This is a genomic window from Mesorhizobium sp. 10J20-29 (assembly GCF_054130485.1).
Genome location: NZ_CP199156.1, coordinates 4281891 through 4303950, shown reverse-complemented (window position 1 = coordinate 4303950; position 22060 = coordinate 4281891). Strand labels below are relative to the sequence as shown.

Below are 22060 nucleotides of genomic sequence, written 5' to 3'. Positions count from 1 at the left end.
GCCGGTCAGGCCGTCGAGGGCAGCTTGCCGCGTACCCAGCTGACGATCTGGCTTGCCGACATGGCGCCGGAGGTGCGCGCGACCTCACGGCCGGCATGGAAGAGAATCATCGTCGGGATGCCGCGGATGCCCAGCCGTTCCGAGATGGCGGGGTTCTTGTCGCTGTCGAGCTTTAGCAGCATAACGTCCGGCTCGAGTTCGGCAGCTGCCGCCTTGTAGGCAGGGGCCATGGACAGGCAGGGCCCGCACCACGGCGCCCAGATGTCGACCAGCACCGGTAGCGTGCTGCGCTTGACATGGCGCTCGAAGGTCGCTGCGTCGACATCGTGCGGATGCCCGCCAAACAGCCTTTCGCTGCATTTGCCACACTTGGCGGCGCTCGCGTCACGCTTTTCCGGCAGGCGGTTGATGCCGCCGCACGAACTGCACACAACCATCCTGTCACTCATCTGGCTACCTCCACGTCGAACATTCTGACCGCCTCATGCGGCTACCCCCGGCAGGGGCGCGGATCAAGTCGGCTGCTTTCGGTTGTGCACGTTCGCCTTGCGCCGACCGGCCGGCGACAGCCAGTCGGGGAAAGTGCCGTCGCCAAGCGCGCGCAATGCGTTGACGATGACGGCCACGTCGATGACTTCCTGCAGCAGCGCACCCGCGACAGGGGTGATCATGCCGAAGGCGGCAAATACCATCGCGATGCCAGACAGGACGAGACCCGCCACGACGCTCTGGTTGGCGATCGCCTTGGCACGCCTTGCGATACGCACGGCGTCGGCCACCGGCTGCAGCCGGTTGGCCAGCACGATGACGTCGGCCGCTTCGCTCGAGGCGGTGGCGCCACGTGCCCCCATCGCCACGCCGACGGTAGCAGTGGCCAGCGCCGGCGCGTCGTTGATGCCGTCGCCGACCATCAGGGTGGGCGCTGCGGCGTTCTCGGCGCGCACGGTAGCAACCTTGTCGGCCGGGCTGGCCTCGGCCACGACCTCGTCGATGTCGAGTGCGGCGGCAATGCGCTCCGCCGCGGTGCGGCCATCGCCGGTCAGCATGACGAAACGGGAAATGCCGCCCGCCCGCAAATCGGCAAGCGCGCTCACGGCGTCCGCCCTCAGGGAATCGCCGAGCGTGAAGATCGCCGCCAGGGAGCCATCGAGCGACAGATAGACCCTGAGCACCGGCTGGCCGAGATAGCGCCGCTCGCCCGGTTCGGCCCAGAGCGGCAAGGGCTTGTCGCCGAGTACCAGCGAACGCGAGCCGGCCTGCACGGCGACGCCCTCGACCGTGCCCTCCAGCCCCGCGCCGCGGTGCTCGTGCACGCCGGAAGGCGGTGCGAGCGCAAGGTGGCGTTTGCGCGCAGCTAGGGTCACCGCCTCCGCCAGAATGTGCTGCGAAGCCTGTTCGAGCGAGGCAAACAGGCGCAACAGCACTTCCGGGTCGCGGCCCGGCGCTACGTCGGTGTCGATCAGGTCGGCGCCGCCATGGGTCAGCGTGCCGGTCTTGTCGAAGACAGCGGTGCGCGCGTCGGCAAGCGCCTCGAGTGCTGCGCTGCCCTTCATCAGGATGCCGCCGCGCGCGGCGCGCGCAACGCCGCCGATGAAGGCGACGGGTGCTGCCAGGATCAGCGGGCAGGGCGTCGCCACCACCAGGACGGCAAGCGCTCGGATCGGGTCGCCCGACACATACCAGGCCAGTCCCGCAACGAGCAGCGTGGCCGGCAGCATCACCATGGCGAAGCGATCGGCCATGCGGATGAACGGCGCCTTGGCTGTCTGCGCGGCGGCGACCATGTTGACGATCACGGCGTAGGTGCTGTTTTCGGCCAGCGCCGTGGCCTGCATGCTGAACGCCTCGCCGGCGTTGATGGTACCACTGCGCAGCGCGTCGCCGGCCATCAGGCGCTCGGGCAGGGGTTCGCCCGTCACCGCCGATTCGTCGAGCGAGGCAGAGGCTTCCAGTAGCTTGCCGTCGACCGGCACCAGTTCGCCGGCGCGCACCAGCAGTTCGTCGCCGACGCGCACCGCGCCGACGTCGATGGTTTCCTGAGACCCGTCGATACGGCGGTGCGCGACGCGCGGCGAACGGTCCGTCAGCGCGGTCAGGTCACGCTCGGCGCGGCCGCGGGCGTAATCCTCCAGCACCGTGCCGCCGGCATACATGATGGCCACGACCACGGCGGCGAGCGGCTGGCCGAGCAGGAGCGCCGCCGTCATAGACACCAGCGCGATGGCGTCGACGCCGACCCGGCCGGCCCAGAACTCGCGCAGGATGGATATGGCAAGGGCGAGAAGGACGGGCAGCGTGGCGATCGTCCACACGGCCCCCGATCCGGTGGCGATTGGCGCGACATGGCGCAGGGCAAGTCCAAGCACGAGGCCGATGACGGCGATGCCGAGCAACAGTCTTCTCAGCGTCGTTTCATTCACCGTCAGCTCCGTCCCAGAGTCGATGCGTTGACCCTTCAGGCCTCGGCGGCGCCGCCTCCCAAGACCACGCCATGCGCGGTTTGCGTGCTGCCCGTCCTTCCGGAGCGAAACTAGCCGCGACAGCTGCCTGCCACTTTGATTCAGCGCAAGGGCAGGGCAGGATCGGCATGGGACGACTTTTTGGCGAGCGAAGCGGAGGAAGCGCCTTGACCATCAGGAACCTTGAACATGCCGTCAGGCCCCGGTCCGTCGCCGTCTTTGGCGCCTCGACGCGGGAAGGTTCCGTAGGCCGGGTGGTCATCGACAACATCGTCGATGGCGGCTTCGAGGGCGATATCTGGCCAGTCAACCCGAAGTACCGGAAGGTATCCGGCCTGAAGTGCTTTCGGGACTCTAAGGCGCTCCCCGGCGTGCCGGACCTCGCCGTCATCGTGACACCCGCGGCGACCGTACCGGGCATCGTCGCCGAGCTCGGCGAAAAGGGCTGCCGCGCCGGCGTCGTCATCACCGCCGGGCTAACCCGCGAAAACGGCCTGCGCCAGGCCATGCTCGACGCGGCGAAGCCGCATCTGTTCCGCATCATCGGCCCCAACACGGTCGGACTGATGATTCCACCGGTCAAGCTGAATGCCGGCTTCGCCCACATGGCGGCCAGCCCCGGCAACATCGCGCTTCTGTCGCAATCGGGCGCCATCGCGACCTCGCTGGTCGACTGGGCGGCTGACAACGGCATCGGCTTCTCGCATATCGTCTCGCTCGGCGACATGGCCGACGTCGACGTCGGCGACTGGCTGGACATGCTGGCCGGCGACGCCACGACCAACGCTGTGGTGATGTATCTCGAGACCATCCCCAACGCCCGAAAGTTTATGTCGGCGGCGCGCGCTGCGTCGCGCATCAAGCCGGTGATCGCCATCAAGTCGGGCCGCCACGAGGCCGCCGCCAAGGCGGCTGCGACCCATACCGGCGCGCTGTCGGGCGCCGACCGCGTCGTTGACGCGGCGCTGCAGCGGGCGGGCATCCTGCGCGTCGACGGGCTGGCGGAGCTATTTGACGCCGCCGAGATCACCGCGCGCTTCCGGCCGCTCGACCAGGCGCGCGTCGGTATCGTGACCAATGGAGGCGGCGCCGGCGTGCTGGCCGTTGACCGGCTGATCGATTGCAAGGGAACGCTGGCGGCGCTTGCGCCGGAGACGCTGGCGCTGCTGGACGACGCGCTGCCGGCCTTCTGGTCACATGCCAACCCGGTCGACATCATCGGCGACGCGCCGGCTGAGCGCTACAGTGCCGCTGTCGAGGCGGTGGCCGGGGATCCCGGCACCGACGTGCTGATGGTACTGAACTGCCCGACCGGCCTGGCTTCACCAGCCGACGCGGCGCGTGCGGTCGCGGGGCTGGCCAAGGACGGCATGATCGCCGGCAAACCGGTGGTAACCTGCTGGCTTGGCGAGCACACGGCGGCGGCTGCGCGCCGCATCCTGCAGGGCGCCGGGCTGGCGAGCTTCGAGACGCCGGGCGATGCTGCAACCGCGGTGTCGTACCTGTCCGACTGGTCGCGGGCGCAGCGTGCGCTTACGCAGGTGCCGTCGAGCCGCAGCGAGGATGTCGAAGGGGACATCGAGGCGGTGCGCACGACATTCCGGGCTGCGGCCGCGGAAGGTCGCCGGATGCTGACCGAGCCGGAGGCCAAGGCAGTGCTTTCCGCCTATGCCATCCCCGTGCCCGAAACAATCGTTGCCAGGACCGCGGCAGCGGCCGGCAAGGCCGCCGCACGAATTCTTCGGAAGCACGAAAAGGTGGTGGTCAAGCTGCTGTCCAAGGCGATCTCGCACAAGTCCGACATCGGCGGCGTTGTCCTCAACCTTGAAACCGCTGCGATGGTCGAGGAAGCGGCCCGCGCTATCGGCGAGAGGGTACGCAGCCGCGCGCCCGAAGCCGACATCGAGGGCTATGCCGTGCAACCGATGGTGGTGCGCAGGCATTCCCAGGAACTCATCCTCGGCATGAGCCGCGATCCGATCTTCGGTCCTGCCATCCTGTTCGGCGCCGGCGGCGTGGCTGTCGAGGTGACCGACGACACGGCCATTGCCCTGCCGCCACTCGACGATGTGCTGGCCGACGACCTGATCGGCCGCACGCGCATCGGCCAGCTGCTCGCCGGGTTCCGCGACCGCAAGCCGGCCGACCGCGCGGCAATCGCGGCCGCTCTCAACGGGCTGTCGCAGATGATCGTCGACTTCCCCTGCATCGTTTCTGTCGATATCAACCCGCTGCTGGCGGACGAGAACGGCGTCATCGCGCTCGATGCGCGCATCGAGATTGACCCCGAAGCGGTCGAACAACCGGGGCCGAACCCCGCGCTGGCCATCCGGCCCTATCCGGCGGGCTGGGAAAAACAGATGGAAGCCGGCGGGCGCCGCTACCAGATGCGGCCGATCAAGCCGGCCGACATCGCCCTCTATCCAGAGTTCCTGGACAGGATCTCGCCCGACGACATCAGGTTGCGCTTCCTGGCGCCGCGCAAGAGTTTTGCAGATCGCGCGATGAAGCGGATGACCCAGCTCGACTACGACAGGGACATGGCCTTCGTGGCAATCGACGAGGAGAGCGGAGAACTTGCCGGCGTTGGCCGGCTGTCGCGCGACCCCGATGGCGAGAAGGGAGAATTCGCCCTGCTGGTCAGGACCGACCTGCAGGGCCACGGCATCGGCTGGGCGCTGCTGCAGCGCATCGTCGACTATGCGCGCGCCGAAAAGGTCGCTGCGGTCGAGGGCATCGTTCTCAGCGACAACCTCAACATGCTGCGGCTCTGCCGGGCCTTCGGCTTCGCGGTGAAGCGCGATCCCGACCAGCCCGGAATATCGCTGGTCAGGCTGGAGCTCGGCGGCACCGCCGCCTAGCGCTGCAGCGACTCGATGTAGCCGGTCAGCTCGTGGATGCGTTCCTGCGTCACGATGGCGCCGCCGCTCGGACCATAGGTCTTCACGTCGCCCTCGATGAACTGCTGTCCCCACACCGGCATTTCGCGCGCGCCATGGCCGGGCACGATGTAGCGCCCGTCGATGATGGCGAAGACGCGCCAGTAGGGGAAGCGGCCGGTCTCGCGGGAAATGGTCGTCAGGTCGGCGGGTCGCTTCTGCAACTCGTCGGCCAACGGCCCGTCGCCCTTGCCGTCAAGCCCGTGACAGACGGCACAGGAATCGAGGAATTCCAGCTCGCCGCGGGTCACCTGCTGAGCATTGGCCTGGCCCTGTGCCAGGCCAAGCAGCAGGGCTGCAACCGTAATCGTCGCGGTCTTCATGGGCGCGTTCTCCCTCTCGTCTGATCCGGGTTTCTGGACAGCGTTCCCGTCATGGCGTCGGCAGGGACGGGGTCTTCGTCTCCGGCTGCTCGCGGACGGTGCGCAGCTCGTACCAGAGGGCATTGAGGATGCCGACGGTCGCTGCCAGGCCGAGGCCCAGAACCCAGGCGAAATACCACATGGCCGTGTCTCCTTCGTTTCAGTAGGCGTGTCCGGGGCCACGCATGTCGTCCTCGGTGACCTTGCCCCACAGGACGCGGTACACCCAGGCCGTGTAGGCGAGGATGATCGGCAGGAAGATCACCGTGGCGATAAGCATGTTGCGCAGCGTCAGCCGGCTCGACGAGGCGTCGAATACCGCCAGGGAATGGCCGGGGTTGGTGCTCGAGGGCAGGATGATCGGGAACATCGCAAGTCCGACCGTCGCGATGATGCAGACGATCGCGAGCTGCGAGGCGAGGAAGGTCAGGCCTGCCATGCGGGCCCGGAAGCCGAGCGCGGCAAAGAGTGGCGCGACGATGCCGAGCAGCGGCACAAGCCACAGCAGCGGCTGGGCCTGAAAGTTGCGCAGCCAGGCGGTGTCGTTGGCCACCACCGTCTTGTAGAGCGGGTTGGACGGGCCGTCCCAGACGATCGGGCTGGTAACCTCGTAGCCGCCGAACAGGCCGGCATAGATCAGCACGCCGCCGAAGGCGAAGAGCCCCGCCGCCGCCAGCGCCGCCTTGGGCCCGATGGCCGATGCACGCTCGCCGACCGTACCGTCGGCCTTGAAGGCAAGCCAGGCCGCGCCGTGCATGACCAGCATGGCCACCGAGACGAGACCGCAATAGATCGCCAGCGGGTTGAGCAGGCCGAACAGGTTGCCCTCGTAGATCGGCCGAAGGTCGTCCGTCAGGTGAAAGGGCACGCCCTGCAGCGTGTTGCCGACCGCCACGCCGAAGATCAGCGCCGGCACCGCGCCGCCGATGAACAGCGCCCAGTCCCAGTTGTTGCGCCAGCGGTAGCTGTCGTGCTTGGAGCGGTACTTGAAGGCGACGGGGCGCAGGATCAGCGCGAACAGCACCAGGAACATTGCGAGATAGAAGCCGGAGAAGCTGACCGCGTAGAGCGCCGGCCAGGCGGCGAAGATGGCGCCGCCGCCGAGCACGAACCACACCTGGTTACCCTCCCAGACGGGGCCGACCGTGTTGATGGCGACGCGGCGCTCGATGTCCGTCTTGGCGACGAAGGGCAGCAGCGCACCGACGCCCATGTCGAAGCCGTCGGTCACGGCGAAGCCGATCAGAAGCACGCCGAGTACCACCCACCAGATCAGGCGCAGTGTCGTATAGTCGAAGAGAAAGTCGATCATCGTCCTGTTTCCTTGATCCGGATGTTCATTGGGCCGGCGCGAGCGTCAGACTGCCTGTAGCTTCGGGATGGTCTCCCGTCGGCCCGTGCGCGATCGCCGCCAGCATCAGGCGCACCTCGATGACGGCAAGCACGCCATAGACCAGGGTGAAGCCCAGGATGGTGATGACAAGATCGCTGACGCCGAGTTCCGAGGTCGCGAGGAAGGTCGGAAGGACGCCTTCGATGATCCACGGCTGGCGGCCGAACTCCGCGACGAACCAGCCGACTTCAGCGGCGATCCAGGGCAGCGGCATGGCGAGCAGCGCGAGGCGGAACAGCCAGCGCGGCGCTGCGACCTCGCGGGTCGTGTACCAGAGCGACACCAGGAAAACGCCGAGCAGGATGAAGCCCGACAGCACCATGATGCGGAAGGTGAAGAACATCGCCGGCACGGTCGGCACCGTCGACCAGGCCGCGTCCTTGATGTTCTGCTCGGTGGCCTCGCGCGGGTCGGCGACGAACTGCTTGAGCAGCAGCGCGTAGCCGAGGTCGGCATTGGTCGCCTCGAAGGTCACCCGAGCCTCGGCATCGGTGCGGTCGGCCTTCAGCTTTTCGAGCGCGTCATAGGCGGGAATGCCGTTGCGGATGCGTTCCTCGGCCTTTTCGACGAGATCGAAGATGCCTGGGATCTGCTGGTCGAGGGAGCGCGTGCCGATCAGGCCCATCACCCAGGGAATGTGGATGCCGTAGCTCGTCGTGCGGTCGGCCATGTTGGGGATGCCGATAAGCGTGAAGGAGGCCGGCGCCGGCTCGGTCTCCCACATCGCCTCCATGGTGGCGAGCTTCATCTTCTGGTTGTCGGTGATCTCGTAGCCGCTCTCGTCGCCGAGCACGATGACCGAAAGCGCGGAAGCGACGCCGAAGGCCGAGGCGATGACGAAGGAGCGCTTGGCAAGCTCGACGTGGCGGCCCTTCAGCATGTACCAGGCCGAGATGCCGAGGACGAAGGCCGCGCCGCAGACATAGCCGGCCGAAACCGTGTGCACGAACTTGGCCTGGGCGACCGGATTGAACAGCACGGCTGCGAAGTCGGTGACCTCCATGCGCATCGTGTCGGTATTGAAGGCCGACCCGACCGGGTTCTGCATCCAGCCGTTGGCGATCAGGATCCACAGCGCCGAGAGGTTGGTGCCGATGGCTACCAGCCAGGTGACGGCGAGGTGACCCCTGGCCGAGAGCTTGTCCCAGCCGAAGAAGAACAGGCCGACGAAGGTCGCCTCGAGGAAGAAGGCCATCAGGCCTTCGATGGCAAGCGGCGCGCCGAAGACGTCGCCGACATAGTGCGAGTAGTAGGCCCAGTTCATGCCGAACTGGAATTCCATGGTGATGCCGGTTGCGACACCGAGCGCGAAGTTGATGCCGAAGAGCACGCCCCAGAACTTCGTCATGTCGCGCCAGATGACGCGCTTGGTCATGACATAGACCGTCTCCATCATGGCGATCATGATGGACAGCCCAAGTGTCAGAGGGACGAAGAGGAAGTGGTAGAGCGCGGTCAAGGCGAACTGCAAGCGCGACAGTTCGACGAGCAACGGGTCGGTCATGGAAGTCCCCTTTGAGTGTGCCTCGGCGATCTAACCGGCGGCGCTCAACCTCTCCTTGATCCAAATCAAAACCCCTTTGGCGGCCGCGTGAGACAAGGCGGCCATGAGCCGAATTGCTGCATCCAGAAGGGGTCGGTCGGGGCCCGTGTCACGCTCACTGGCGCGTGCCCGCGTATTTGGACGCAACGGCCTGCGAACAGTGCTTGTCTGGCAGGTCGGTCGCCTGGTTGCCAAGCTTGCGCTCGCCGCCGCACTGGCAATCACCTTCGGCCGGATGATCGAGTTCGGCACCGTCGCCATGCCGGCCGTTGCGGTCGCGCTCGTTGCGCTGGCGCTTTCGGCCGCCGCCGGTCTTGTCGGCGACTTGTGCCTCGCGTCGGCCGAATCGGCAGTGGCTCAGGGCACGCGCGACGATTTGCGCGCCAAGCTCGAGGCCATGGAAGCCCGCGCTGTTCATGAACGCCCGGCCGGCGCGCTGATCGCCGGGCTGCAGCGGCATCCCGAATCGCTCGCGGCGCTGGTCGTCGGCCATGGCGCGGCGCGCAGGATGCTCGGCATCGGCACGCTTCTCGCGGCCGCCTCCGTCTCGGTCGTCTCGTGGCAGGCCGCACTCGTGCTCCTCGTCGCGAGCCCGGTCATGGTCATCTTCTTCGTACTCGTCGGCGGAAGCATCCAGGCGCGCGCCGCCGCGCAGGAAAAGGCGCTCGGCCAGCTTGCAGCGCAGTTCGAGGACCGCGTGCGCACGCTGCCGACCATCCTCGCCAGCCACGGCATCGATCGCGAGACAGACAAGCTCCAGGCGCGCATGAGCGCCTACGCTGCCAGCACCATGGGGGTGCTGCGCGTCGCCTTCCTCAATTCCGGGCTGATCGACTTTTTCTCGTCGCTCTCGATCGCGGTGCTTGCCGTCTTCCTCGGCCTCGGTCACCTCAACCTCGTCACCTTGCCCGGCTTCCACGACCTGCAGCTCTGGCAGAGCCTGTTCATCCTGATGATCGCACCAGAATTCTTTGCGCCGTTCCGCCGTTACGCCGAGCAGTATCATGCCAAGGCCGAAGGCGAAGCCGCCGCCGCAGCGCTCGACGAATTCCTAGACGCCGCCGACCAGGCGCCGGCGGCTGCGTCCTTTCTGCCGCGACTTGCCCGCTTGACCGCCGGAACCGGGATGTGCCTGCCGCTGAAGGGCCTTGTCGCCGTCGTCGGCCCGAGCGGCGCCGGAAAATCGACGCTGCTGCGCCGCTTGGCCGGGCTCGAGGAGCCGCATGGCCGGCTGCCCGAAGGCGTAGGGACCGGCGTCGACTGGATCTCGACCGATGTCGCCATCCTGCCCGGCTCGCTCGCGGAGGCGCTGTCCTGGAACATGCCGGGTGTCTGCTCCACCAGGCTCCTGCTGGCCGCCGGCCGCATCGGCCTGCTCGACGAGCAGAGCCTGCCTGGCGGGCTGGAGGCGCGGATCGCCGCCGGCGGCGGCAACCTGTCGGGCGGACAGAGGCTGCGCGTCGCCATCGCGCGGGCGCTGCTGTCGGGACGCACCATCCTCGCCGACGAACCGACCGCCAAGCTCGACGCCGTGAATGCCGGCCGGGTAAGGCTCGCCCTGTTCGACTGCGCGCGCGAGCGGCTGGTGTTAGTCGCCACCCATGACCGCGAGTTGATCGGCTGCGCCGATACCGTCATCGATCTGGGGCACGACCGGGTATCCACTTCGGAGGCGGCACAATGAGGCCATCAATCGAGACCGAATTCGCCGTACAAGATCTGCCGGCAACCAGGGGCACCTGGAAGCTCGCGCTCTTCCTTGCGCTGACGGCGCTGTTTGCCGGCGTCATGCTGACGGGCGTCTCGGCCTGGTTTCTCGGCGCCGTGGCGCTTGCCGGCGCCGGTCCGGCGGCCTTCAGCTTCAACTTTCACGTGCCGGCCGCCTTCGTGCGCCTCTTTGCGCTGACCCGCACCGTCGCCAAGTATGGCGAGCGGGTGGTCGGCCACAAGGCGGCGCTGCTCGATCAGGTGCGGCGCAGGAGTGCGCTGTTCTCGGCAATGGCCGCGTCGCCGACGACGCGCCGAGCCGGCTGGCAGCTTGCCGACCAGGACCGCCTGTCCGATTTCATCGACGATGTCGAAGATGTCGACTATGCGCGTCTGCGGATCGGCCTTCCCGTGAAATCGCTGCTTGCGGCGCTCGGCTTTCTTGCCGTCGCGACGCTGGTCCTTGCGCCGCTGGCGATGCTGCCGATCCTGTTGATGCTCGCCGCCACGGCGATCCTGGCTGGCCGGCTCTTGCCGCGCACGCGTAGCCTTTGGGGTCGCGTCCGCGCCGAGCGCCGCGCCGCCGCCAGGCAATTCGGCATGGCGCTCGCTTCTTCGGTACCGCTGCGGGCGGAGCGGCGCTGGACGGAGATGCTCGACGCAGGATTCGACCACCTTGCTGCGGCCGAGGCGGGTCGGCTCTCGTCACGCCGCGACATGGCCATTCTCGACACCGCCGCCGGCGCCTTCGGGCCGCTTGCGGCCGCCTGCGTGCTGGGCACCGCATGGGCCCTGGGCTACCGCGGCGAGGCGCTGTTGCCCGCCGGTCTGCTCGCATTCGCCTGGCTGGCTCTTGGCGACACCGTCCAGGGCGTCTCGCGCATGCTTGTGGCGCGGGTCAAGGAAGAAGAGGCCCGCCACGGCATTCGCGAATGGACTGCCGGCTCGCAGTTGTCGTCGGGCGAACCCTCGTCGGCGCCGACCGCCGTCGCGACGCTCGAACTCCTGCGCATGCCGCTCGTTGCGCCCGACGGCCGGCTACTCGGCGGCACGGTGCACCTCGACCTTCAGGCCGGCCGTCCCGTGGTGCTTGCCGGACCGAGCGGCTGCGGCAAGACCTCGCTGCTCAAGCAGGTGGCCGGCTGGCTGGCGACACCGCGCGGCGGCCAGGTGCTCGGCGACGGCGTGCCGCTCGAGCCTTCCGCGCGTCGGCGGCTGTTTCATCTCGGGCTGCACGACGCTGCCGTCATGGCCGACACCATCCGCGAGAATCTGTTCGCCCAGGACGCGAGCGACCGGGAGTGCTGGGATGCGCTGGAGGCGGTTGAACTCGACGGTCGCGTCCGCGAGGCCGGCGGGCTCGATGCCTGGTTGAGGCAGGACGTGGTCTCGCTCGGCGAGGCGCAGCGGCTCAACCTCGCCCGCGCGCTGCTCAGCCCGCTCTCCGTCATGCTGCTCGACGAGCCGACCGAGCATCTCGATCGCAGGCAGGCAGCGCGGATCATGGACCGGCTGATCGACAGCTTCTCCGACCGCATCCTGATCTTCTCGAGCCACGACAACGCCATGCTGCATGGCGATCGCCGTGTGCAGCTGGTCAGGCTGGGTGACCCGCACGCACCGTCCGCAGCACGTGGCTCGCCATCATCCGCTCCTCGTCGGTCGCGATGACGCGCACCTCTGCCGGACTCTGAACCGCGCTGATGATGCCGTCGCCGCGCTCGTTCGCATCCTTGTCGAGTTCCACGCCCAGCCAGCCGAGCCTGGCGCAGACGAGGGCACGCACCATGGCCGAATGCTCACCGATGCCGGCGGTGAAGACAAATCCGTCGAGCCCGCCAAGAGAGCTCGCCAGCGCGCCGACCTCGCGTGCGATCCGGTAGGTGAAGAGCTCGATGGCCTCGGCGGCACGCGGATCGTCGCTTCCGAGAAGCACGCGCATGTCGCTCGAAATACCGCCCGAGATTCCGAGCAGGCCAGAGCGGCGGTAGAGCAGGTTCTCGACCTCGTCCGCCGTCATGCCGCGCTCCTTCAGGAGGTGCAGGATGACTCCCGGATCAAGCGTGCCGGGCCTGGAGCCCATTACCAGCCCGTCGAGCGTGCTGAATCCCATTGTGGTGTCGATGCTCTTGCCGGCCTTCAGCGCGCAGACGCTGGCGCCGTTGCCGAGATGTGCGACGATGACGCGGCCGGCGGCAAGCACGGGCGCCGTCCGGGCGAGGTGGCCGGCGATGTACTCGTAGGAGAGGCCGTGGAATCCGTAGCGGCGGACGCCTTCCGTCTCGAAGTTTCGCGGCAGGGCGAAGCGGGTCGCGACGGCGGGCATGGTGCGGTGAAAGGCCGTGTCGAAGCAGGCGACCTGCGGCAGCTCTGGACGCGACTCGGCAAGCGTCCGGATCGGGGCGATGTTATGCGGCTCGTGCAGCGGGGCGAGACGGGTAAGCCGGTCGAGTTCGCCGAGCAGCGCAGGCGTCACGCGTTCGGGTTTCGCGTGGTCCGGCCCGCCATGCACGACGCGGTGTCCGACTGCGATCAGCCTGTTGTCCCCGCGATGCGCCTCGATCCAACCGATCAGCCGTTCGATGATCGTCGGGAAGTCCTTGGCGGCGTCCGGCCATTCGTCTTCCGCGAGCGGCGCGCCATCGGCCGACGATGCGCTGAAGCGCGGCCTGGTCGGAATTTCTTCGACAAGTCCACGCAGCAACGCACCCGCGTCGTCGCCGCCGTGCGCGTCGAACAGCGCGAATTTGAGGCTCGATGAGCCCGCATTCAGCGTAAGGACCGTGTCGGCCATCTTCATTGTGTTTCCATGCCCGCCCGCCGGCTGGCCCGCCTTGATGGATATCAAGGCTCGCAAGGCCGGCCTGCGCCATAGAGGACCAACGGCAAGGCCTTTGATCGCCCGTCGCGCGCCTGGGTGTTTTCACGTCATAGCGGCTTGGCCGCGTAACCGAAACGGAGTGTGCGGGAATGCCCGAAGTCATGAACAGCGACCCGGCCGGTCCGATGTCCGCCGAGGAAACGCGGCTGATCCACGCATGGTGGCGGGCGGCGAACTACCTTTCCGTCGGCCAGGTCTATCTGCTCGCCAATCCTATGCTGCGCGAGCCGCTGGCCATAGAGCATGTCAAGCCGCGGCTGCTCGGCCACTGGGGCACCACGCCGGGGCTGAATTTCATCTACGCCCATCTCAACCGGGTCATCAAGCGTGACGATGCCAGCGTGCTTTTCATCGCCGGACCCGGCCATGGCGCGCCGGGCGTCGTCGCCAGTACCTGGCTCGAAGGCACCTACAGCGAGGTCTATCCCGATGTGTCGCAGGACGAGGCGGGCATGTGCCGCCTGTTCCGCCAGTTCTCTTTCCCGGGCGGTATTCCGAGTCATGCCGCGCCCGACACGCCGGGCTCCATCCACGAGGGCGGCGAACTCGGCTACTCGCTTTCGCACGCCTTCGGCGCCGTCTTCGACAACCCCGACCTGATTGCCGCCTGTGTGGTCGGCGACGGCGAGGCCGAGACTGGTCCGCTGGCGACCTCCTGGCACGGCAACAAGTTCCTCAACCCTGCAAGCGACGGCGCCGTGCTGCCGATCCTGCACCTCAACGGCTACAAGATCGCCAACCCGACGGTACTGGCCCGCATTCCGCACGCCGAGCTCGATGCGCTGATGCGCGGCTACGGCTACGCGCCGATCTTCGTCGAGGGCGAGGACCACGCGGCCATGCACCAGAAGATGGCGGCGGCGCTCGACACCGCCTTCGCTTCCATCCGCGACATCCAGCAGAAGGCCCGCCAGGGCGGCAATGCGGAGCGCGCGGTATGGCCGATGATCGTCCTGCGCTCTCCCAAGGGCTGGACCGGCCCGAAGACCGTCGACGGCCAGCCGGCCGAGGGCAACTGGCGCTCGCACCAGGTGCCGATCAATATGAAAAAGCCCACGCATCTCGGCCTGCTCGAAGCTTGGCTGCGCAGCTACGAGCCCGAGGAACTGTTCGACGGCGAGGGCCGGCTGAAGCCCGAGATCGCGGCGCTCGCGCCTGAGGGCAACCGCCGCATGAGCGCCAACCAGCACGCCAATGGCGGTGCGCTGAAGCGACCGCTCCGACTGCCCGATTTCAGGGACTACGCTGTCCCGGTCACTCAGCCCGGCGCCGCGGATGCCGAGTCGACGCGTGTGTCCGGCGCCTTCCTGCGCGATGTGATGCGCGACAACATGGCGACACGCAATTTCCGGGTCTTCGGACCCGACGAGACGGCGTCGAACCGGTGGCAGGACCTTTTCGAGGTCACTGACCGGGCCTGGGTCGCCGAGACGGTCGACAATGACGATCATCTGTCACCGGATGGCCGGGTGATGGAGATTCTCAGCGAGCACACCTGCCAGGGCTGGCTGGAGGGCTATCTTCTGACCGGCCGGCACGGCTTCTTCTCCTGCTACGAGGCTTTCATCCACATCATCGATTCGATGTTCAACCAGCATGCGAAATGGCTAAAGACCGCGAAGGAGATCGCCTGGCGCCAGCCGATTGCCTCGCTGAACTACCTGCTGACCTCGCATGTCTGGCGTCAGGACCACAACGGCTTCAGCCACCAGGATCCGGGCTTCGTCGACCATGTCGTGAACAAGAAGGCCGAGATCGTTCGCGTCTATTTCCCGCCGGACACCAACACGCTGCTCTATGTGACCGACCACTGCCTGCGTAGCTGGGACCGCGTCAACGTCATTGTGGCGGGCAAGCAGCCGCAGCCGCAATGGCTCGACATGGACCGGGCGATCAAGCACTGCAGTGCCGGCATCGGCATCTGGGAATGGGCAAGCAACGACCATGGCGAGATTCCCGACGTGGTGATGGCCTGCTGCGGCGACGTGCCGACGCTGGAGACGCTGGCGGCCGTCGACCTGTTGCGGCAATACGTGCCCGATCTCAAGGTGCGCGTGGTCAATGTCGTCGACCTGATGACGCTGCAGCAGAAGTCCGAGCACCCGCACGGCCTGTCCGACGCCGAGTTCGACGAGCTTTTCACCACCGACCGGCCGGTCATCTTCGCCTATCACGGCTATCCCTGGCTGATCCACCGGCTGGCCTACAAGCGCGCCAATCACGAGAACATGCATGTGCGCGGCTACAAGGAGGAGGGCTCGACCACGACGCCCTTCGACATGGTTGTGCGCAACGATCTCGACCGCTTCCACCTGGTCTGCGACGTCATCGACCGCGTGCCACAACTCGGCGCGGCGGCGGCCTATGCCAAGCAGGCGATGCGCGACCGGCTGGTCGAGCACAGGCAGTACATTCGCGAGCACGGCATCGACATGCCGATGGTGCGCGACTGGCGCTGGCCAGGCGAGGGGCCGCGCTAACGACAAAGCAGGGGCTCGGCCTTCGATGCCGCTTGATTGAAATCAAGGCGTCAAGGGCCGCAGCGATGTCTTCTGGTGCCGGTAATCGACACAGGAGAACGATCATGCCGCTTGAAACCCTGGAAGGCATCATTTTCGTCGTGGCCGTATTCGCCTTCTTCATGACGGTGCTTGCCTATGCGGATCTCAGCGAAAACCGGAAGTCGCGGGTCAAGGTGCCGCACCGCAAGAACTAGGCTCTCCGGAAAGGCGCGCGACCTGCGCGTGACATCTCGTGCAGGACGGCAGAACCGTCGGCGAAAGGAAGAATTTCCATGACTTTCAAGACTATACTCCTGGTGACCGGAACCGAACCGGCCAACAACGATCTCAAGCTTGCCGCCGGCCTCTGTGAGGAAGTCGGAGCGCATCTTTCGGTGCTGGTGCTTGCGATGGCTGCGCCGCCGCCGGTCGGCGCCTATGGCGCGGTGGTTTCCGACAGCTGGCTGCAGGAACGCCAGGCCGACGAAGAGCAGCTCGACAAGCGCGTCGAGGCCGTCAGGTCCTTTGTCGCCGACCGTGCACTGTCGGCCGATGTCACCGGGCAGTATGTCGAGATGGCGGCGGGCGCCTCTGCCGTTGCAGAGCGCGCCCGCTATGCCGACCTGACGCTTGCCGGGCCGGACCTTCTGGCGACGGGAACCCTCAAGGAAAAGACGATCGACGGTGCCCTGTTCTCTTCCGGCAAACCGCTGCTGCTGGTGCCAGCGAATAGCAAGGCGACGCTGAAGCCGAAGCGCATCATGGTCGCCTGGGATGCCCGCATAGAGGCCGCGCGCGCCGTGCATGAGGCCCGCCCGTTGATCGCGGCGGCCGACGATGTCCACCTGGCGCTCGTCGATCCGATCGCCGACACCTACCATCAGGGCGCGGAGCCTGGGGCGGACGCTGCGGCCTATCTCGCGCGGCACGGCGCGAAGATCACCGTCGATCGCCTGCCGAGTGGCGGCCGTTCGGTTGTCGAAGTGCTGCGCCGTCATGCCATCGATACATCGGCCGAAATGATCGTCATGGGTGGCTACGGCCATTCCAGGCTGCGCGAATGGATTTTTGGCGGGGTGACGAAGTCGATCCTTTCCGACCCGCCGCTGCCGGTCCTGATGGCGCGCTGACCGCCTGTTCTGCGTCCGGTCGGCCTTTTGGTCCCCGCCAGTTTGCCTGGCAGGGATTTTTCGTGGCGGCAAGCAGCCGCCGCCGTCACCTGGCTCGGATTTCCACCCGTCCGCCGTCGACCAGCGTATCGCCCGGATGGACCACGACGACGTCGCCTGCGGCAAGCCCATCGAGAATCTGCGCCTGGTCGTCGTTCATGCGGCCGACTGAAACTTCCGTCTGCAGAATGCGATCGTTCTCGACCACGAAGACATTCCAGTTGTTGCCGTTGCGAAACAGCGCGCTGATCGGCACGTGCAGGCAGCTCTCGCATTCCCAGATCGCCATTTCCGCAAACACGCGGTAGCCGTGGCCGAGGCGCGGATCCGGGTCCGTCAGGTCGAGCACGGCGTTGACGCGCTGTTCCTCGATGCCGAGTGCCGACACCTTGGTGAAGGCTGCCGGGTCGACCCGGCGAACCACGGCTTCGAGCGTCACGTCGCCGCCCCAGTCGCTGATCGTGGCTTGCGTTCCGGGACGGATGCGGACGGCGTCGGCCGACAGCAGGTCGACGACGATCTCGAGGTCGGACGTGTCGCCGATCTCGCTGATGCGCATGCCGGCTGCGACTGCCTGCTCGCTGCGCGCCAGCACTGACAGCACCGTGCCGTCGACCGGTGCGATCAGGCTGACGCAGCAGCTGTTGCCGTTCGGGTTGGCCGGATCGGGTTGCAGGAGCCGCGCCTCCGCGCTTGCCAGTTCAGCCTGGCGGTAGCCGATCGTCGCCCTGGCTGCGTCGACAGCCGCCTGACGCATGTCGACCTCGTTCGTCGCCTTCTGAAGCGTGCTCTCGGAGATGATGCCCGGCTTGTAGAGCTTCAGCGCCCGCTGCAGGTCTTCATTCGCCAGCTTGAGGTCGGTCTCGGCGCGCTTCAGCTCGATCTGGGCGATGCCGACGCCCGAACGCGCGGCATCGCGCGCCGCGAGCAGCTCCGCCTCGGTGCGGCGGTCGAGGAACGGCGGGTCGAGCGGCTTGATCGAGGCCACGATCGTCTCGCCCGCCTCGACCCGGTCGCCTTCCTCCAGCACGATGCGTGTCAGGTGGCCGGCGATGGGCGCAGACACGGTGTAGATGTCGCGCACGCGCGTCACGCCTTCCTCGCGCACAGCCACATGCATGGGCGCCTCGACCACCGTGGCAACGTCGACAAGGGCGGGCTTTTCGCGCAGGGCCCAGGCAAATCCGCCGATCACGACAATTGCCGTCGCCGCAATGGCTGCGCGCTTTATCCAGTTTCCGGTCATGGTCATTCCCTTGTCTTCAGGACGCGGATGAGGTCGAGCCGGTCGATCCGGGCGCGCACGATCAGCGCCGACAGCACGGCAACGGACAGCACCACGAGACTGGCGGTGGCGTAGGTCGCGGCGTCGACGACGAATGGTATGCGAAACAGGTCGCTTTCAAAGCCTTTCACCACCGACCAGGCGAACAGGTAGCCGAGCAGCCAGCCGAGCGGCTGGGCCAGCGCTACGATGACGGCGAGTTCGATCATCAGTACGCTCGATACCTCGGCGCGGGTAAAGCCCAGCACGCGCAGACTGGCCAGTTCGCGGGCGCGCTCCGAAAGCTGGATGCGGGCGGAGTTGTAGATCACCCCGAAAGTGATGATGACGGCCAGGATCACGTAGACCGTCGTCATGACCGTGATGTTCTCGCCGATCGTCTCGCGAAAGCGCACGCGCGAGATGTCCTGCAGCGCGATCGAGCCGATTGCCGGCGTTCGCTTGACCGCCGCATAGAGCTCGTCGATGTGCAGCGGATCGACGGAGGCGTGCACGCCCGAGAGGCGCGGCCCATCGCCGATGAGGCGGTCGAGCGCACCGGCATGCATGTAGACGGCGAGCCCGACATAGTTCTGGACGATGGCGGTCACCGGCACGGCAACCACGCGGCGGTCTTTTTCCAGCAGTTCAACTTCGGCCTTGTCGCCGATGCGCAGGTCGAGCAGTTGCGCGACGTGGCGCGAGATCAGAAGACCGGCGACGGGCGCATCCAGCGCGTTGAGGTCGTCGTCGAGGATGCGGGAGAGGTCGGCATGCTCGGGGACGCCGGCGATCGCCAGCCGACGCTCGCGGTGGCCGTTGCGCAGGATGACGGGCGTCGAGCGGAACGGCTCGGCGCGCAACACGCCAGGCAGCGCCTCCACCGCCTGCAGCGCGCCCGGGCTGCGTGCCTCGGCGAAGATCAGCGTGACGTCCTGCCGCTCGGACTGGAAGAATATCGTATCGATCATGTAGTCGATGGAATCGAAGGAAAACAGTGCGGTGATCAGAAGCGCCACCGACAGCGAGGTGCCGAAGGCGGTCAGCAAGGTGCGCACTGGCCAGCGTAGCAGGTGGCGCAGCGCCATGATGGTCAACTGCGAGAAGAAGCCAACCATGTGACTGGCCCCCGACAGGAGCGACCGGTAGCGCGTCGGCGCCGGCGGCGTCATGGCGACGGCTGGCGGCAGCGCCACCACCGTCCAGATGGCGCGCACGGCGCCGGCGAGGGCGGCGAGCGCGCAGATACCGGCGGCGATCACGTAAAGGTCGAGGCTCTGGCGGAATACCAGGAAGGGGAAGGAGAAGAACTCGGCGTAAAGCCGCGTCATGCCACGTCCCAGCCAGTTTCCTGCGAGCGCCCCGATGGCCGTTCCGATCACGGCGATCGCCAGTGTCAGCTTGGCGTAGTGCCAGGCGATCGCCGCGCGACCATATCCTACTGCCTTGAGAAGGCCGATCTGCTCGCGTTCAAGCGCGATCAACCGCGACAGGATCATGTTGACCAGGAATGCCGAGACGAAGAGGAAGATCGGCGGGATAATGGCCGCCATAGCGCGCAGTTGGGCCAGTTCGTTGTCGAGGAAGGCGTGCGAGATCTGATCGGTGCGGTCGAAGGCGCCGCTGCCGCCATAGGGCTTGAGGATGGCGTCGGTCGCATCGATCACCGCGGGCAGGCTGGTGCCGCGCTGCGTGCGCAGCGCCACGTCGTTGAAGGCGCCGTCCATGTCGAACAGCCCGGCCATCGCCGAGCGCGGCATGAAGAAGACGCCGAAGCGGCGCGGGTCGGGCACCATGTCGCCGGAGCTGATGGCATAGATATATTCGGGCGACAGCACGATGCCGGTGACGGTGAGGGTGCGCTTGCGCCCGTCCATCAGCGCGCCGAAGGTGCTGCCGGGCGACATTCGGTGCGCCTCTGCGAAGGGCTCGGTGACGACCACCTCCCCGGTGCGGTCCGGCTCCGGCATTCGGCCCATGCGCAAATAAAGGCGGTTGACGGCGGATTCGCCACGATCCGGTATCGATACGGCGAAACCGGTCGCCGGTTCGGCCATGCCCGGCATGTCGAGCAGCACCGGACGCACGATGCGGGCCTCGACCTCGCTGACACCCGGGATCGCCGCGATGCGCTCCTTGAGATGCAGGGGGGCGCGCGTCGCCGACGCGAAGACGGTTGCGAAGCGGTAGCGGTCGTAGAAGACCGCCCGCGTCTCCTCCAGCGATCGGTAGGCGCCGACGGCGATCACGATGGTCCCCACTCCGCACGCCATCACCAGGGCGACCGCCAGCACCTGCGCCCAGAGCCGGGCGAGGTCGCGCATCAGCTTTCGGTCGAGCACCGCCATGCCGCTACCAGGTCACTTCGGAGGGCTGCGCGCGTGTCGCGTTGGTGACCGTCTCGGCTATGCGGCCGTCGCGGAAGGTGAAGACGCGGTGGGTGATCTGCCGGATGCCGGCATTGTGGGTGATGATCGCCAACGTCGTCTTCAGTTCCTCGTTGATGCGGGTCAGCGCCTCGAGCACCAGGATGCCGGTCTTGGAATCGAGTGCGCCGGTCGGCTCGTCGCAGAGCAGCACCTCAGGCCGCTTGGCGATGGCGCGGGCAATCGCCACGCGCTGCTGCTCGCCACCCGACAGCTGTGCCGGAAAATGGGTCATGCGGTCCTTCAGTCCCACCAACTCCAGCGCTTCGTCGGGGGTCATGGGGTCGCTGGCGATTTCCGTGACGAGGGCAACGTTCTCCCAGGCGGTCAGGCTCGGGATCAGGTTGTAGAACTGGAAGACGAAGCCGACATGGTCGCGCCGGTAGCGGGTCAGTTGCCGTTCCGAGGCGTTCGTCAGGTCATGGTCGCGGAAGCGCACCGTGCCGGCGGTCGCACGATCAAGGCCACCCATGATGTTGAGCAGGGTCGACTTGCCGCTGCCGGACGGGCCTAGCATCACCGCGATCTCGCCCTCGTAGAGTTCGAGATCGACGCCGCGCAGCGCATGCACCTCGACTTCGCCGGAACGATAGACCTTGGTCACGCCGTGTGCCGTGAATACGGGCTCGGCCCGAATGTCGCTGCCGGCGCCACCGGGGCCCGGCGCGTCCTCGTCGGGCCGGTTGCCTGGCGCAAGGGTAGGGTGCCCGGCCACTAGCCGCGCGGCTTGGGCGGCTTGGCCGCCTTGTGCTTGCCAAGCGGACTTGCCTGGCGATTGTATTCGGCCGCTTCGCGCAGCCCGGCAATCACCTCGTCGTCGGCAAGCTGCGGAAAGCTCTGGTAATGGTAGCCGAGCGCCATGAAGCGGGCGGGCGTCGCCAGGCAGATCACCCGGTCGGCGACTTGCCGCAGGTCGGCGACAGTCTCGGCCGGCGCAACCGGCAGCGCCACGATGATTTCGCGCGGCGCCCGCCTTTTCAGCGCGCGCACCGCGACCTTCATCGTGGTGCCGGTCGCGGCACCGTCATCGACAAGTATCGCCGTGCGGCCTTCGACAGAAAGCGGGTGGCGACCGCCGCGATAGGCAGCCCGTCGACGTTCGAGTTCAGGGCGTTCATTGCGCACCAGGGCGGATATCTGCGCTTCGTCGAGCCGGTAGGCCTCGACGACCTCGCGGTTGAGTACGATGTCGGGCGGGTCGCCGTCTACGATCGCCGCCACCGCCAGTTCGGCATTGTCGGGCGCGCCGACCTTGCGCACCATGATCAGGTCGAGCCGGGCGCCGAGCGTCTTTGCAATCTCGACGCCGACAGGGACCCCGCCGCGCGGCAGCGCCAGCACGATCGGGTTCGGCAGGTCCAGTGCAGCAAGTTCGGCGGCAAGCTCGCGGCCTGCATGAGCGCGGTCCCGGTACAT

At 67.1% G+C, this 22060-nt stretch carries 17 protein-coding genes; 6 read left to right on the top strand and 11 right to left on the bottom strand.

The window, feature by feature from the left end:
• Positions 1-5: 5 nt before the first annotated feature.
• Positions 6-449, bottom strand: a complete 444-nt coding sequence (gene trxC, locus ACT2BZ_RS20585) for a thioredoxin TrxC (protein WP_457937350.1) — start codon at positions 447-449, stop codon at positions 6-8.
• Between the two features lie 63 nt (positions 450-512).
• Positions 513-2420: a heavy metal translocating P-type ATPase gene (locus ACT2BZ_RS20580; RefSeq protein WP_457937348.1), complete on the bottom strand. Its 1908-nt coding sequence runs from the start codon at positions 2418-2420 to the stop codon at positions 513-515.
• A gap of 206 nt (positions 2421-2626) precedes the next feature.
• Between ACT2BZ_RS20580 and ACT2BZ_RS20575 the strand changes: the two genes are divergently transcribed.
• Entirely contained in the window at positions 2627-5320 is a 2694-nt protein-coding gene (locus ACT2BZ_RS20575; protein WP_457937346.1) for a bifunctional acetate--CoA ligase family protein/GNAT family N-acetyltransferase, read from the top strand.
• On the opposite strand, the gene ACT2BZ_RS20570 is transcribed toward ACT2BZ_RS20575, so the two are convergent.
• From ACT2BZ_RS20570 to ACT2BZ_RS20555, 4 genes are read right to left on the bottom strand one after another with little or no spacing between them, the layout of a single operon-like run.
• On the bottom strand, positions 5317-5721 hold the full coding sequence (locus ACT2BZ_RS20570; protein WP_457937344.1) for a c-type cytochrome: 405 nt from the start codon (positions 5719-5721) through the stop codon (positions 5317-5319). The two genes, ACT2BZ_RS20575 and ACT2BZ_RS20570, sit on opposite strands and share 4 nt — an antisense overlap.
• A gap of 49 nt (positions 5722-5770) precedes the next feature.
• Entirely contained in the window at positions 5771-5902 is a 132-nt protein-coding gene (cydX, locus tag ACT2BZ_RS20565; protein WP_457937342.1) for a cytochrome bd-I oxidase subunit CydX, read from the bottom strand.
• Between the two features lie 18 nt (positions 5903-5920).
• Positions 5921-7072, bottom strand: coding sequence for a cytochrome d ubiquinol oxidase subunit II (cydB, locus tag ACT2BZ_RS20560; protein WP_457937340.1), 1152 nt, complete (start codon positions 7070-7072; stop codon positions 5921-5923).
• Positions 7073-7097: 25 nt separating this feature from the next.
• Positions 7098-8657, bottom strand: coding sequence for a cytochrome ubiquinol oxidase subunit I (locus tag ACT2BZ_RS20555; RefSeq protein ID WP_457937339.1), 1560 nt, complete (start codon positions 8655-8657; stop codon positions 7098-7100).
• A gap of 145 nt (positions 8658-8802) precedes the next feature.
• On the opposite strand from ACT2BZ_RS20555, the gene ACT2BZ_RS20550 reads away from it, so the two are divergent.
• Both ACT2BZ_RS20550 and ACT2BZ_RS20545 read left to right on the top strand, forming a co-directional pair.
• Positions 8803-10380: an ATP-binding cassette domain-containing protein gene (locus ACT2BZ_RS20550; protein WP_457937337.1), complete on the top strand. Its 1578-nt coding sequence runs from the start codon at positions 8803-8805 to the stop codon at positions 10378-10380.
• Positions 10377-12074 (top strand): ATP-binding cassette domain-containing protein, encoded by a 1698-nt coding sequence (locus tag ACT2BZ_RS20545; RefSeq protein ID WP_457937336.1) that lies wholly within the window; start codon positions 10377-10379, stop codon positions 12072-12074. The genes ACT2BZ_RS20550 and ACT2BZ_RS20545 overlap by 4 nt, the downstream gene beginning before the upstream one ends.
• On the opposite strand, the gene ACT2BZ_RS20540 is transcribed toward ACT2BZ_RS20545, so the two are convergent.
• The gene (locus ACT2BZ_RS20540) at positions 12001-13203 is read right to left on the bottom strand and encodes an acetate/propionate family kinase (protein ID WP_457937334.1); all 1203 of its coding nucleotides are present in this window, start codon (positions 13201-13203) and stop codon (positions 12001-12003) included. The two genes, ACT2BZ_RS20545 and ACT2BZ_RS20540, sit on opposite strands and share 74 nt — an antisense overlap.
• A 170-nt stretch (positions 13204-13373) precedes the next feature.
• On the opposite strand from ACT2BZ_RS20540, the gene ACT2BZ_RS20535 reads away from it, so the two are divergent.
• From ACT2BZ_RS20535 to ACT2BZ_RS20525, 3 genes are all read left to right on the top strand, one after another.
• On the top strand, positions 13374-15764 hold the full coding sequence (locus ACT2BZ_RS20535) for a phosphoketolase family protein (RefSeq protein ID WP_457937332.1): 2391 nt from the start codon (positions 13374-13376) through the stop codon (positions 15762-15764).
• Positions 15765-15868: 104 nt separating this feature from the next.
• Positions 15869-16000 carry a hypothetical protein gene (locus ACT2BZ_RS20530; protein ID WP_457937331.1) on the top strand — a complete coding sequence of 44 codons (132 nt, stop codon included), beginning with the start codon at positions 15869-15871 and terminating at the stop codon, positions 15998-16000.
• Positions 16001-16078: 78 nt separating this feature from the next.
• Positions 16079-16915 (top strand): universal stress protein, encoded by an 837-nt coding sequence (locus ACT2BZ_RS20525; protein WP_457937330.1) that lies wholly within the window; start codon positions 16079-16081, stop codon positions 16913-16915.
• An 85-nt stretch (positions 16916-17000) separates the two neighbouring features.
• On the opposite strand, the gene ACT2BZ_RS20520 is transcribed toward ACT2BZ_RS20525, so the two are convergent.
• The 4 genes from ACT2BZ_RS20520 to ACT2BZ_RS20505 form a co-directional block, all read right to left on the bottom strand.
• Positions 17001-18206 carry an efflux RND transporter periplasmic adaptor subunit gene (locus tag ACT2BZ_RS20520; RefSeq protein ID WP_457937328.1) on the bottom strand — a complete coding sequence of 402 codons (1206 nt, stop codon included), beginning with the start codon at positions 18204-18206 and terminating at the stop codon, positions 17001-17003.
• A complete protein-coding gene (locus ACT2BZ_RS20515) occupies positions 18203-20566 on the bottom strand; it encodes an ABC transporter permease (protein ID WP_457937326.1) in 2364 nt (787 codons plus the stop codon). Before ACT2BZ_RS20515 ends, ACT2BZ_RS20520 begins: the two co-directional genes overlap by 4 nt.
• 4 nt (positions 20567-20570) lie before the next feature.
• A complete protein-coding gene (locus tag ACT2BZ_RS20510; protein WP_457937324.1) occupies positions 20571-21248 on the bottom strand; it encodes an ABC transporter ATP-binding protein in 678 nt (225 codons plus the stop codon).
• 110 nt (positions 21249-21358) lie between these two features.
• Positions 21359-22060 (bottom strand): phosphoribosyltransferase, encoded by a 702-nt coding sequence (locus tag ACT2BZ_RS20505; protein ID WP_457937322.1) that lies wholly within the window; start codon positions 22058-22060, stop codon positions 21359-21361.

Bases quoted from the DNA above. Each gene is read 5' to 3' on its own strand.
- trxC (WP_457937350.1), bottom strand. From the start codon at position 449: ATGAGTGACAGGATGGTTGTGTGCAGTTCGTGCGGCGGCATCAACCGC.
- ACT2BZ_RS20570 (WP_457937344.1), bottom strand. From the start codon at position 5,721: ATGAAGACCGCGACGATTACGGTTGCAGCCCTGCTGCTTGGCCTGGCA.
- cydX (WP_457937342.1), bottom strand. From the start codon at position 5,902: ATGTGGTATTTCGCCTGGGTTCTGGGCCTCGGCCTGGCAGCGACCGTC.
- cydB (WP_457937340.1), bottom strand. From the start codon at position 7,072: ATGATCGACTTTCTCTTCGACTATACGACACTGCGCCTGATCTGGTGG.
- ACT2BZ_RS20555 (WP_457937339.1), bottom strand. From the start codon at position 8,657: ATGACCGACCCGTTGCTCGTCGAACTGTCGCGCTTGCAGTTCGCCTTG.
- ACT2BZ_RS20545 (WP_457937336.1), top strand. From the start codon at position 10,377: ATGAGGCCATCAATCGAGACCGAATTCGCCGTACAAGATCTGCCGGCA.
- ACT2BZ_RS20540 (WP_457937334.1), bottom strand. From the start codon at position 13,203: ATGAAGATGGCCGACACGGTCCTTACGCTGAATGCGGGCTCATCGAGC.
- ACT2BZ_RS20535 (WP_457937332.1), top strand. From the start codon at position 13,374: ATGCCCGAAGTCATGAACAGCGACCCGGCCGGTCCGATGTCCGCCGAG.
- ACT2BZ_RS20530 (WP_457937331.1), top strand. From the start codon at position 15,869: ATGCCGCTTGAAACCCTGGAAGGCATCATTTTCGTCGTGGCCGTATTC.
- ACT2BZ_RS20525 (WP_457937330.1), top strand. From the start codon at position 16,079: ATGACTTTCAAGACTATACTCCTGGTGACCGGAACCGAACCGGCCAAC.
- ACT2BZ_RS20520 (WP_457937328.1), bottom strand. From the start codon at position 18,206: ATGACCATGACCGGAAACTGGATAAAGCGCGCAGCCATTGCGGCGACG.
- ACT2BZ_RS20515 (WP_457937326.1), bottom strand. From the start codon at position 20,566: ATGGCGGTGCTCGACCGAAAGCTGATGCGCGACCTCGCCCGGCTCTGG.
- ACT2BZ_RS20505 (WP_457937322.1), bottom strand. From the start codon at position 22,060: ATGTACCGGGACCGCGCTCATGCAGGCCGCGAGCTTGCCGCCGAACTT.